The following is a 12,326-nucleotide window of genomic DNA, read 5'->3' as shown; positions in this document are numbered from 1 at the left end:
AGCGCATGGGGAAGAGGGACGGGGAAAAGGACGGCGGCCAGGAGGCTCCGGCCGGGATCACGCGCCGACGGGCCTTGTGGATCGGGGGCGGCGGGGCCGTGGCCGCCGGGGCAGCGGCGTTCGCGGGGCGCGAGGAGCTGGCCCACTTGTGGTGGCGGCTGCCGGGGAACGAGAAGCCACGCACGCCCGGCGCGGTCGACTATCGGGGCGCGCAGTGGGTCGCGGCGTCCCCGGCGAACTACCGGCCGGCCGACCGGCCGGCGGATTGCGGGATCGACCGGGTGGTCATCCATGTCGTCCAGGGCAGCTACGCGACCGCGCTGGACGTCTTCCGGGACCCGGAGCACGAGGCCGGCGCGCACTACGTCATCCGCAAGGACGGGCATATCGCCCAGATGATCCGCGAGCTGGATGTGGCCTTCCACGCGGGCAACCGCGGCTACAACGAGCGGAGCATCGGGATCGAGCACGAGGGCTTCGTGGACCGGCCGGAGTCGTTCACGGAGGCCATGTACGCGTCGTCGGCGCGGCTGACGGCCGGGATATGCCGGCGGTACGGCTTCCCCGCCGACCGGGAGCACCTCGTCGGGCATGTTGAGGTGCCGGGGACGGATCACACCGATCCGGGGCCGCACTGGGACTGGGACCGCTATCTGCGGCTCGTACGGGCCGAGCTGCGCAAGCCCGTACGGCCGCGGGAAAGCCCGCCCGTACGGAAGGCCTGAGGCGCGGGCCGTCCCGACGGGCGCGGTGGCTCCGCCGGACGGGCGGCCTCAGCTCAGCCCCGCGCTCCGCGCCCGTTCCACGACCGGGCCGATGGCCTCCGCCAGTGCCGCCACGTCCTCCGCGGTGGAGGTGTGCCCCAGGGAGAACCGCAGGGTGCCGCGGGCGAGGTCCGGGGACATGCCGGTGGCCAGCAGGACATGGCTGGGCTGGGCGACGCCGGCGGTGCAGGCGGAGCCCGTGGAGCAGGCGATGCCCTGGGCGTCCAGGAGGAGCAGGAGGGAATCGCCCTCGCAGCCGGGGAAGGAGAAGTGCGCGTTGGCGGGGAGGCGGCCGGCGGGGTCCGGGTCACCGCCGAGGACGGCGTCCGGCGCGGCGGCCCGGACGGCCTTGACCAGGTCGTCGCGGAGTGCGCCGACGTCGCGGGCGAAGTCCTCGCGGTGGGCGACGGCGTACCGGCCGGCGGCGGCGAAGGCGGCGATGGCCGGGGTGTCGAGGGTGCCGGAGCGGACATGCCGTTCCTGGCCGCCGCCGTGCAGCACCGGCACCGGGGCGTACTCCCGGCCCAGCAGCAGCGCGCCGATGCCGTACGGGCCGCCGATCTTGTGGCTGGAGACCGTCATCGCGGCGAGCCCGGAGGCGGCGAAGTCGACCTCCAGCTGGCCGACGGCCTGCACCGCGTCGGCATGCAGCGGAATGTCGAACTCCGCTGCGACCTCGGCCAGTTCGCGCACCGGCTGGACGGTGCCGATCTCGTTGTTGGCCCACATGACGGTGGCCAGCGCGACATCGGCGGGGTTGCGGGCGATCTCCGTGCGCAGCGCCTCGGCGTGCACCCGGCCGTAGCTGTCGACCGGCAGCCACTCGACGCGGGCGCCCTCCTGCTCGGCGAGCCACTCGACGGCGTCGAGCACCGCATGGTGCTCCACGGGGCTGGCGAGCAGGCGGGTACGGGCCGGGTCGGCGGCCCGGCGGGCCCAGTACAGGCCCTTGACCGCGAGGTTGTCGGCCTCGGTGCCGCCCGCGGTGAAGACGATCTCGCTCGGGCGGGCGCCGAGGGAGGCGGCGAGGGATTCGCGCGCCTCCTCGACGGTACGCCGGGCCCGCCGGCCGGCAGCGTGCAGCGAGGACGCATTGCCGGTGACGGTCAGCTGGGCGGTCATCGCCTGCACCGCCTCCGGGAGCATCGGGGTGGTGGCGGCGTGGTCGAGGTAAACCATGGTGCGCACGATTCTACGAGTCGGCGCGGTGGGCTCCGGGGGCGCATGCGCAGCGCGTGGGAGCGCCGTACGCCGAATGCCCGGGGACGGGCCACCGGCCGCCTCCCCCGGGCGGCCCGCGGGACGGCCCGCCCGGTCTCTCGACACCCCACGTAAGGAGTCACTAGCCTGATGGTCATGACAGAGGTGGCTTCTGGACAGGACCTGCTGGCCGCGCACCCCGACGTCTTCGGCCGGCTGCCACCGGACCTCCACGGACGAGATCCAGGAACGCCACGGCGAACTCGCCCTCCCGACGCCGGTCTGCTGGGGCACCCAGGACACCTGGATCCCTCCCACGAAGGGACACGACCTGGCCTCCCGTATCCCCGGCGCCCGTCTCCACCTCACCGAGGACGCGGGCCATCGGGTCCAGGAGGACGCACCGGCCGAACTCACGGCGGTACTGGGGGAGTTCCTGGCGGGCGGTGGGTGAGGCGTGGGGCTCGCCCTTCGGTGTGTTGTGGTGTCTCAGGACACTCGCGCCCCGAACTCGGCCGTGCACCGCGTCAGCGTCCCCGTCACCCTCACCGTCACCGTCAACATCAACGTGCGAACTTCTCGATGGCCGCCGTGGTGACCGGGGTGAAGAAGTTGACGAGGTTGCCGTCCGGGTCGCGGAACAGCAGCGACCGGTTGCCCCAGGGCATCGTGGTGGGCTCGGTGACGAAGTCGGTGACGAAACCGGCCAGGTTCTGGTGCACATGGTCCACGTCGTCGACCAGGAACTCGGTGATCACGCTGCGGTTCTCGGCCGGGCGGGCCGAGCCCGGAGCGAACAGCGGGACGGTACGGGTGCCGGCGATCGCGAGGGTGGCGTGCGGGGTCTTGAGTTCGGCGAAGTCCTCGGTGGCCCACACCGCCGGCACTCCGGTGGCGCGCTCGTAGAACTCGACGAGGCGCGCGACATCGCCGGTGATGATGCGGATCGAGACGAAGTCCATGGGGATCTCCTCAGGTTGCTGGAGTGGCGGGACTTCGCAGGTTAGGAGGAATAGTGGACAGAATCGGTCCTCTATTCGCCCTAACCTGTGGACATGTCTCGCCCCACCGGCCGCGTGCTGACACTCCTCGAACTGCTTCAGTCGGGCGGCACCCGGACGGTGGCCGAACTCGCCGACCGGCTCGGCGTCGAGGGGCGCACCGTGCGGCGGTATGTGAACCAACTCATCGACCTGGACGTGCCCGTGGAGTCGGTGCGCGGCCGGTACGGCGGCTACCGGCTCGCCCCCGGGTACCGCTTGCCTCCGCTCATGCTCAGCGACGACGAGGCGCTGGCCGTACTGCTCGGCCTGATCGCCGGCCGCCGTACGGGGCTGCGGACGACGGAGCGCACAGCGAGCGAGACGGCGACGGCCAAGATCCGGCGGGTGCTGCCCCAGCACCTCGCCCGCCGGCTCGACACACTCCTGGAGTCGCTCGCCTTCACGGAACAGCCCGGCGAGTTCGCCGCCCCGGATGCGGGGGTCCTGCTCACCCTCGCCGATGCGGTACGCCACCGCCGACCGGTCTCCCTCAGATACACCGACCGCAACGGCCGGCCCAGCGAACGCACCCTGCACGCCTACGGGATCGTCGCCCACGCGGGCCGGTGGTACGTCACGGGCACCGACGCCGGCATCGGCGAGGACCGCACCTTCCGGCTCGATCGCCTCACAGACGCCAGAACCCTGCCCGGCTCGTTCGAGGTACCCGAGGGTCCCGGCCCGGCCCAGCGTGTGCTGTCCGGCTTCGCCACGGCGGAGTACCGGCACGAGGTGACCTTGCGCATCCATGGGACCGTCGAGCAGATCCGCGCCCACCTTCCCGCCGGTGTCGCGAGCCTGGAGGAGTACGAGCCGACGGCAGACCCGGACCCGGACCCCGAGCGCTGGCTACGCGTCCACCTACGGGCCGAGCGACTCGACTGGCTGCCTCCGGCACTCGCCTCGATCGACCGGCCGTTCGTCATCGAACGCCCCGCTGAATTGCGCGACCTCGTCGTAGCCCTCGCCGATCGCCTCACGTCCTGCGCCCGCCGGGGCTGACGGCTGGGAACCACCGTGAAGAGGGGGCACACCTGCGGTCATCCGGTGAGGCTGCCGTCGGTCGCGGGGGCGTCCGCTCCGGGGTGGCGTTCCCGGGGGCCTCGGCCTCGGTGGCGGTCCATCTCGCGCCACTCCGGTCGCAGCCCGGCCAGGTTCGTCGTGAGGAAGTACGCCGCCCCGCCGAGCAGCAGCACCGGCACGAGTCCGAACGAGGTGACCGCCGCTCCGGCGATCAGCCCGCCGAGCGGAATACCTGCCCAGGCCAGCGCACCGCCCAGCGCGTTGACCCGCCCCAGCAGCGGACGGGGCACCCGCTCGAAGGAGAGCGCCGCCAGAATCGGGTTGAGGAAGCCCGCTCCGAACCCGCCGGCGGCGAACACGAGGAGCACCGCCCACATCGGCGCGTCGCAGGCCAGGACCAGAAACCTCGGCGCCCCGGCGAGCAGGAACCCGGCGAAGAAAACCACCCGGCGCCGCATTCTGTGCGCGATCGCCGCGGCGACCAGGCTCCCGGCGACCGCGGCCGCTCCCCCCACGCTGCTGTTCACCCCGATCACGGCCGGTCCGTTGCCGGACTCCTCGGCCCACACGGGCACGAGCACCGTGGTGAACGCCGCGTCCAGCAGGTTGGTGACTCCGACCATGACCAGGACGGTGAGGAGCAGCGGCTCACCGCGCAGGAACCGGCAGCCCGCGCCGAACCGCCGCCAGTAGCGCGGAACCAACTCGCCCTCAACAGACGGGGCGTCTTCGGCCGCCCGCCCCATCCCGCGGGGCAGCGCCAGGGCGATGATCACCGAACCGAGCGCAAAGCTCGCGGCGTTGACGGCAAGTCCCGCCAGGGGCCCCAGCAGCGCCACCAGGGCGCCGCCGACAGCGGGACCGAGGGTGGTCGCCAGCCGCTCGGTCACACCGGACAGGCCGGTGGCCCGCTCCAGCGGCACCCGGCTGCGCTCGGCCGCCTCCGGGACCATGACCTCCTTCGCCAGGTCACCGGGGCCACGCGCCGCGCCGATCAGCGCGACCAGCGCCAGAAGCAGCGGAAGCGGAAGCAGGTCCAGGGTATGGAGCAAGGGAACGGCACCGGCGGCGGCCGCGCTGACCAGGTCGGTGGACCAGGAGATGACCCGCGGTCCGGCCCGGTCCACCAGTGGCCCGGTGAGCGCCTTGACCACGACGTACGGCGCCATCTCACAGAAGCCCACCAGCCCGGTCCAGGTGGCGCTGTGGGTGGTGGCAAGCACGAACCAGGGCAGCGCGATGGCCGAGACCCGGGTGCCGGTCAGCGATACCGCCATCGCCGCGAGCAACCCGCCGAGCGGCCGTAAGGACCGCCTGCCGGATAAGCCGTCGCCGCCCGGGGCCTTGGCTGTCACGAGGTCTGCGCCTCTGCCGCTCCCCCGGCGCCGGGGCGGCCGTCGGGCGCGGAGGGCTCCCCGGGTTCGGGCAGGATCTGTGTGATCACGGAGACGCGCTCCGCGCCGTCGGGAGCCTCGGTCGCCCCCTCCGGTGTATCCCGCCGGTACCGGGAGACGACGTCCCGCAATTCGTCGTGCAGCGCCGCCGCTTCCGCGGGCGTGAGCCGCAGCGGCCAATCACTCATGTCGAACGTGTCCCGCCAGGCGCGGGGCATCGTCTGAAGCTCGCCGAGCGCGCGTTGGGTACGCAGGGTGTAGCGGGCCGCGACGGATTGCAGATAGGCCAGTGCGGCCTCGGGCTCCCGCTCGGCCAGCTCCGGGTCGTTGAACCACGTGGACTGATGCACCGAACGCCACCAGCGCTCCCGTGCGTTCCCGCGCTCCGCGTCCTCCTCGACGAATCCCGCCGCACCCAACTGGCGCAGGTGGTAACTGGCGGAGCCCGAGTTGACGCCGAGCCGCTCGGCGAGCCGGGTGGCCGTGGACGGGCCGTGCTGCCGCAGCAGCCCGACCAACTCAAGGCGGAGCGGGTGCGCCAGGGCCCGCAGCCCCTTCGAGTCCAGTACGGCCGCGTTCGCCCCTGCGTCCGGACCGGGCGGCTTCTCCTGCGGGTCGGTCATGCCGTGGAGGTCAGTCATGACGCGCAGCCTAAACTGCAAACAATTCTTTGCGAAGACTTCTTTGCGAATAACTGTTTGTGGAGTGCCGCGGATCTCCTCGCGCTCAACCACCTCACGTGGACGCCGACTTGAGCGTTCCGACGGCGGAGCCTTCTGCCTACGGAGCCATCCGCCGTGCCAGCTCGCGGACCGCTGCCGCTGCCTCGGCGATGGCGGGTGACGGGGGCGGGAGGGACTGAGGGGAGGTCAGGGATTCCAGGGAGGTGCGGAGGTGGTGGAGGGTGGTGCGCGGGGGCGGGTGTGGTGGGGGAAGTCGGTGAGCGTGGTGGTGAGTTCGGACTCGATGGTGTCGAGGGATTCGAGGGTGTGGAGGGGGTGGGCGGACCGGAGGGGTGGTCGTCCGGCTTGTCGGTGGGGGGCTGGAGGCGTAGGTGGTCGGTCAGGGTGCGGAGGGCGGCGGTCAGGTCGCGGAGGGTCGTGCCGGTGCGTGCGAGGTCGGCGGTGCGGGAGGGGCCGGGCCTGCGGGGGCGGCCGGACGTGGGGGTGCCGCCCTCCCTGTCGCGTAGGAGTGCGCGGAGGGGGTGGGCTCCCGGGGTGCCGAACTCCTCGTGGACGGCGAGGGCTTCGCGCCAGTGTGCCTGGGCGCTCTGCTTGCGGCCCAGGGCGGTCTCGGCGTGGCCCAGTGCGGTCAGGGCGTCGGCCCGCCACCGTTCGCCGCCCGGCACCAGCAGCCGTTTCGCCGCGTCCTCGGCGGCGGTCACCGCTTCGCCGGGGCGGATCAGGGCGACCATCGCCTCGGCCGTCCGGCAGCGGGTCCGCCCCGCCCACAGAAGCTGGCGGTCCTCCTCGAAGAGAGGCAGGGCCTGGAAGAGTTCGCGGAGCGCCTCGGTGTGCCGGCCCGCGGCCGACAGCGCTTCGGCCAGGGCGTACCGGCCGTGCGCGAGCCGGGCGGTGCCGTCGGCGAGCCGGCGGTGGACGCCCACGCTCCGCTCCGCGAACAGGACGGCGTCGCCGCTGTTGCCGGTCGCCGCCCACAGCCGGGCCAGCGCGGCGAGCGCATCGGCCTCGCCCAGCTGGTCGTTGCGGCGGCGGCACTGTTCCCAGGCCGCGGTGAGCTGCCGCTCCGCGATGTCGTACTCCCCCTGGTGGAGGGCGATGAGGCCGCGCGCATACGGGGCGCGGAACCGCGTGAGGGAATCGCCGGAGCGGTCGGCCAGTTGCTCGGCGCGCCGCGCCTCGCGCTCGGCCTCGGCGCACTTGCCCAGCGTGAGGTACGCCTCGGCCAGCGCGACCCGGGCCCGGCCTTCCGCCCGTGCGTCACCGTCCCGGGCCGCCCGCGCCGCCACCGTCCGGGCAGCCGGCTCGTACGCGGCGGACAGCGCCCCGGAGTCCGCCGTCACCTGGGCGAGCAGCAGGAGATCGGCGGCCTGGCGGACGATCCCCGGGGTGCGCAGCGCGGCACGGCGGACGAGGGCGAGCAGCCGAGGAGTCTCCTCCGCCCAGGTGGCCAGGGCGCGGTCCCGGTCCTTCGCGACGGGCCGGGGGCCGTCGGAGGGGACGCGGGCGAGGTCGTGGAGCATCCGGTCGCCCGGGCAGCGGAGGGCGTGCACCTGCCGCCCCATGGCCAGATACCAGGTCAGCAGCCGGACCAGGGCCTCGTCGCGGGCCGCCTCCGACAGCTCCTGATCGGCGGACCGGCAGGCGAGGCGGCGCACTTGGCCCGTATAGCGATAGCGGCCGGCGCCCGCCTTGTGGAGCGCGCCGACGGAACACAGCTCGTCCAGGAGGGAGTGGGTCCGCTCCGCCGTGGTATCGAGCAGGGCGGCCGCGGCGCCGGACGTGAGGTCGGCGGACGAGGCCCCGGCGGTGTCCGCCACGGCGAGGAGGCGGAAGGCCCGGCGCGCCGCCGGGGAGAGCTGGGCGTCGAGCCACCGGAGCGCTGCGGGGCCGGTGTCGGGGTCGGTGAACAGCTCCTGCGCCTCGGCAGGGGTCAGCGCGGCCAGCTCGACGGCTTCGGTGGGTAGTGCGAGTGGGGCGAGCGGCGGGGACCCGCGGCCGGTGATCAGGACGGCGCTGCCGCCGCCCCGGGCTCCCGGTGCGCCCGTACGGCCGGGGAGCAGGGGGGCCAGGGGCGATGTGGCGGAGGTGGCGGAGGTGGCGGCCGCGTCGGAACTGGCGGCGGGTGCGTCAGAAGCGGCGGATCCGTCGCGGGGGTCAGGTGTCTCGGTGGCGGGTGGGGCAGAAGCGGCGGCGTCGGGCGCGTCGGATCCTGCGGCGAACGGTGCATCGGCGGGCGCGGGTGCATCGATGCCGGCGGACCCGTCGACAACGGCGCCGAGCGCCTCGCCGGCAGGCACATCGTCCAGCACCACAAGGACCCGCCGTTCAGCCAGCAGCGAGCGATAGAGGGCCGCCCGCCCCTCGCGCCACAAGGGGATGTGGCCAGCCGGCACGCCCAGGGCGCGCAGCAGCGCTTCGAGGGCGCCGGTCGCCGTCAGCCGGTCCTCGGCCTCGGCGGCGCTGCCGCGGAGATCCAGGAAGAGCTGTCCGTCCGGGAAGTGCTCCGCCACCTCGTGGGCGACGCGCAGCGCGAGTGCTGTCTTGCCCACCCCGGCCGGTCCGTGGATGAAGTGGCAGGGCGGGGCGTCGCTCGTACCGCCCGTCAATCCGGCGGCCAGACGGGCGAGGTGCTCGGCACGCCCTGCGAACGGCTCCGGTTCGGGTGGCAGGGCCACCGCGTCGGCCCGTGGACCGGCCGGATCGGGTGCGGGCTCCTCGGCGAGGGGGCGGTGGTGCCCGTTCGCGAGGTCGCTGCGCCAGCGCTCCAGCCGGGCGCGCTGAGCCGCGGCGAACGGCCCCGGCAGCCCGGCGAGTGACTCGCCGTCCCACAACGCGAGTGCTCGGTCGCGCAGTTGGCGGGCCACGGCCGGATCCTCGGCGCGGCGGGCCCGGCCGACCAGTTGCTCGGCCCGGTCGAGATCGAGGTCGAGGACCGGTGCGCTGCCGTCGGGGCGGCGCAGGGCATAGCCCCCGCCCTGCTCCCTGACCAGGAGGTCCGGACCGGTATCAGCGCCGGGATCAGCGCCGGCACCCGCCCCGCTGTCGGCGCCGAGCGCCGCGTTCAGCCGGGCGGCGCAGGCGTACAGCGACGTGAGGGCGTGACGCGGCGGCGCGGCGCCCCAGAGGTCGGGAATCAGCTCGGTCGCGGCGGCGGAGTGGCCCGGACGCAGCAACAGGGCGGCCAGCAGCGCCTGTTCCTCCGGGCCGCCCAGCGCGAGCGGCGTCGCCCCGCGCCAGGCGCGGACGGGCCCGAGGACACCGAAACGCGGGGGCATGGGCACGGCACGGCGCTGGGCCGGCACCGGGTGGTCGGTCAGCTCGGGCACCACACCCCCCATCCGCTCCAGCACCGGGCTGGCCAGCACCGCGAAGGCCCGCGCCGACGCCTGTAGCCGCAACTCCCCCTCGGCGTCCCCCATCAGGACCGGGAAGTCCGGCAGCTGCCCCATGTACGGCTCCAGCGACCGGCCGACGGCCTCGACGACCTCCACGGCCTCTTCGGCGCCGAGTCCGCTGGACAGCAGCTCCCGTACACCGGGGCGGAAGTCGTAGACGGGGTGGACGAGATGGCCCGGTGCCGGCGCGCCCAGGGCACGGTCCAGGGTGTGGGCGGCGGCCGCGTCCCGCGCCTGGTCGGTGCGCTCCAGGAGGCCACCGAGCAGGATCTCGGCGACATGGGTGGGCCCGGCGTCCCGCATCGTGGCGGCGCGCACCAGCTGCATCAGGGGCGTGGTCAGGGGGCGGATCGCCGAGAGGCGGACGGCGAGGCGGTAGGCCTCGGGCGAGAACGCCCCCCTGAAGTGGGACAGCAACTCCTCGGCCGTGCCCTGGGGTACGGCGGGCCCGGCGCACGCGGCAGGCGCCTCGTCCAGCAGCGCCGTTTCGATCAGATGCGGCACTCCGGGGCGGGTGAGCAGCCCGGCCCACTGCTCCAGCGCGGAGGCGGTCGGGTGCAATACGGGCAGCGCGAGGAGGCCGTCCGCCTCCGGGTCGCGCTCGCCACTGAGCGCATCGCAGACGATGAGCCGGCCGAGGGGGTCGAACTCGCCCGGTGCGGCCACGAGCCGGGGCCGGGCATCCAGGGCGGTGCCCCGCCACAGCCGCCGGGGCAGCGGGTTCAGTACGGCCAGCGGACCGCGGCGGCCCCATGCGGCGAGGGCGCGTACGGCCTGCGGGCTGCGCCATCCCGGGCTCGTACCGTCGGTCAGCAGGAAGGTCACCGCCGCGCCCGCGGACGGCCGGCGCCCCGCCGGGCCGCTCGGATCCTGGGGATCGACGGGAAGGATGCGGACGGAACGGAAGACCGTACTCCGGGCGAGGAGCGCGCGCAGCTCGGCCGCGAGCGGGCCCCACACCTGCATGGACGGCGAGCAGTCCACCAGCAGCACGGCCGACCGGCACCGCTCCTGCTCCGGGCGGGAGACGACATCGAGGAAGCCGGTCTCGGCGGCGAGCCGGACGGTGGCCTCGATATCGGTGACGGTGCGGTGCGGGTGGTCCCGGGACCGGCGCAACGGCCGCAGGGCCCGCCCCAGTTGCTGGGCATCGGGCAGCGCCCGCCCGCCGGGAACCCGCGCGGGACGGGCCCGCTCCCCGCCCGTCCCGCCGCCCTGGCTGCCCATGGCGTACAGCGCGCGACGGGGCGGAACGGCGGGCGTCAGCGGGTCGCAGGGCGCGGAGCGGGGGCCGCCGTCAGGGGCGGCGGGGGTGGCGTCGGCGACAGCGGGAGCGGTGCGGTCCGTAGGGCCTGTGCCATCGGCGCGGCCCCCAGTACGGCGGGACGGTCCCCCACCCCCCGAGGACTCACCAGGCCGAACGGGGCCGTCGAGACGACCGGCACCATCGGCACCCTCCGCTCCCGCATCAGCCCCACCGGACACCTCGGACGCATCCAACTCGGCCGCCTCGACCTCCGCAGCCTCCGCAGCCCCGCCGGCCCCACCGGCCAAGCCACTTTCTCCACCCCCGTCAGCCCCCTCGTCCCCGGCCCCGTCCCCGACCCCGCTCGTACTCCCCGTCCCACCCACACGCTCCACCGAGTCCCCCGACTCCCCCGTATCCCCCGTATCCCCCGGCGTCCCGGCCGCCGTACGCCCCTCCATCGCCCGCGACAGCCACAGCACATCGAGGAGTTCCGTGGCCCCGAGGTCGTAGCCGGCGGCCGACATCGCCTGTCGCAGTCGGTCGATCATGGCGACATGGACTCGTCGAGGCGGTGCAGTACGGCGGCGAGGAGCTCTTCCTTGGTGAGGTCGGCGCCGCTGATGCGCAGATGGACGGCGGCCAGCAGCTGGTCGGTGGCCAGGGTCTGGGTCTTCGCGCGCTGGTGGAAGACCTCGATGAGGTCCTCCGCGGCGGCGACCGCCTGCTCCCCCAGGTTGTGTTCGATGATCTTCCGCAGCCGGTCGCCGGTCGGCTCCGGCAGATCCAGCCGTACGCAGCGGCGCAGGAAGGCGGGCGGGAAGTCCCGTTCGCCGTTGCTGGTCATCACGACGATCGGGAAGTGGGTGCAGCGGACCACGCCGCGGTGGACCGCGACCCGCTCCCGGCTTCCGCTCAGCAGTACCTGGACCTCCTGTTGGTGCTCGGGCAGCCGGGCCAGTTCCGGGATCTCGAACTCGCCCTCCTCCAGCACCACCAGCAGGTCGTTGGGCAGGTCGATATCGGCCTTGTCGAGTTCGTCGACGAGCAGGACCCGGGGGCGGCCGGCCGCCAGGGCGCTGCCGAGCGGGCCGAGGCGCAGGTACTGGCCGATGTCGCCGGCCCCGGTGGCGCGCCGGACCCGGGGGCGGCGCGCGGAGCCGTGCGGGGCCTCGCGCTCCCGGCGCAGCGAGGCCTCCCGGAGGCGGCCCACGGCGTCGTAGCGGTAGAGGGCGTCCTGGAGCGTGGAGCGGCTGTTGACCGACCAGCGCAGGACGTCACCGAGCCCCAGTTCCTCGGCGACGGCGCGGGCCAGCGAGCTCTTGCCGGCGCCGGGGCGGCCGGTGACCAGCAGCGGCCGGTGCAGATGCAGGGCGGCGTTGATGACGGAGATCTCGTTGCGCTCCAGGAGGTACGGCGCCCGGGGCGTCTCCCCTCGGCCGGCGGGCAGGTGGCGCCAGGGCGGCGGGGCAGGCAGCGGTGACGGGCCGCGGAACACCCACCAGTCCTCCGGCGCCGCCGCCGGGTCGTCGTGTGCGCCTGCTGCGCTCTGTCCGGTCACCGCACGTTCTCCTCGTT

At 74.3% G+C, this 12,326-nt stretch carries 8 protein-coding genes and 1 pseudogene; 3 read left to right on the top strand and 6 right to left on the bottom strand.

The window, feature by feature from the left end; genetic code table 11:
• The first annotated feature begins 5 nt into the window (after positions 1–5).
• Entirely contained in the window at positions 6–725 is a 720-nt protein-coding gene (locus tag CP981_RS27265; protein ID WP_085928667.1) for an N-acetylmuramoyl-L-alanine amidase, read from the top strand.
• A 48-nt stretch (positions 726–773) separates the two neighbouring features.
• Here the strand turns inward: CP981_RS27265 and CP981_RS27260 are convergent, their stop codons facing one another.
• Positions 774–1,943, bottom strand: a complete 1,170-nt coding sequence (locus tag CP981_RS27260) for a cysteine desulfurase family protein (RefSeq protein WP_085928664.1) — start codon at positions 1,941–1,943, stop codon at positions 774–776.
• Positions 1,944–2,196: 253 nt separating this feature from the next.
• On the opposite strand from CP981_RS27260, the pseudogene CP981_RS38830 reads away from it, so the two are divergent.
• Positions 2,197–2,418, top strand: a pseudogene (locus tag CP981_RS38830) (alpha/beta fold hydrolase); the annotation flags it as partial.
• A gap of 109 nt (positions 2,419–2,527) precedes the next feature.
• Here CP981_RS38830 and CP981_RS27250 read toward each other — a convergent pair.
• Positions 2,528–2,926 (bottom strand): VOC family protein, encoded by a 399-nt coding sequence (locus CP981_RS27250; RefSeq protein WP_085928663.1) that lies wholly within the window; start codon positions 2,924–2,926, stop codon positions 2,528–2,530.
• 93 nt (positions 2,927–3,019) lie between these two features.
• On the opposite strand from CP981_RS27250, the gene CP981_RS27245 reads away from it, so the two are divergent.
• A complete protein-coding gene (locus CP981_RS27245; protein ID WP_085928666.1) occupies positions 3,020–4,009 on the top strand; it encodes a helix-turn-helix transcriptional regulator in 990 nt (329 codons plus the stop codon).
• A 38-nt stretch (positions 4,010–4,047) separates the two neighbouring features.
• On the opposite strand, the gene CP981_RS27240 is transcribed toward CP981_RS27245, so the two are convergent.
• The 4 genes from CP981_RS27240 to CP981_RS27225 all read right to left on the bottom strand — a co-directional run bounded on the left by CP981_RS27240 (position 4,048) and on the right by CP981_RS27225 (position 12,309).
• Positions 4,048–5,385 carry an MFS transporter gene (locus CP981_RS27240; RefSeq protein ID WP_244329802.1) on the bottom strand — a complete coding sequence of 446 codons (1,338 nt, stop codon included), beginning with the start codon at positions 5,383–5,385 and terminating at the stop codon, positions 4,048–4,050.
• Complete coding sequence (locus tag CP981_RS27235) at positions 5,382–6,047, bottom strand: winged helix-turn-helix domain-containing protein (RefSeq protein ID WP_085928661.1); 666 nt, start codon at positions 6,045–6,047, stop codon at positions 5,382–5,384. Before CP981_RS27235 ends, CP981_RS27240 begins: the two co-directional genes overlap by 4 nt.
• A gap of 14 nt (positions 6,048–6,061) precedes the next feature.
• On the bottom strand, positions 6,062–11,209 hold the full coding sequence (locus tag CP981_RS27230) for an SAV_2336 N-terminal domain-related protein (RefSeq protein ID WP_280117069.1): 5,148 nt from the start codon (positions 11,207–11,209) through the stop codon (positions 6,062–6,064).
• Positions 11,210–11,295: 86 nt separating this feature from the next.
• On the bottom strand, positions 11,296–12,309 hold the full coding sequence (locus tag CP981_RS27225; protein WP_085928248.1) for an AAA family ATPase: 1,014 nt from the start codon (positions 12,307–12,309) through the stop codon (positions 11,296–11,298).
• Between the last annotated feature and the right edge of the window lie 17 nt (positions 12,310–12,326).

This window comes from Streptomyces platensis (assembly GCF_008704855.1).
Taxonomy (GTDB): Bacteria; Actinomycetota; Actinomycetes; order Streptomycetales; family Streptomycetaceae; genus Streptomyces; species Streptomyces platensis.
This window is presented reverse-complemented; position numbering and strand designations above follow the sequence as displayed.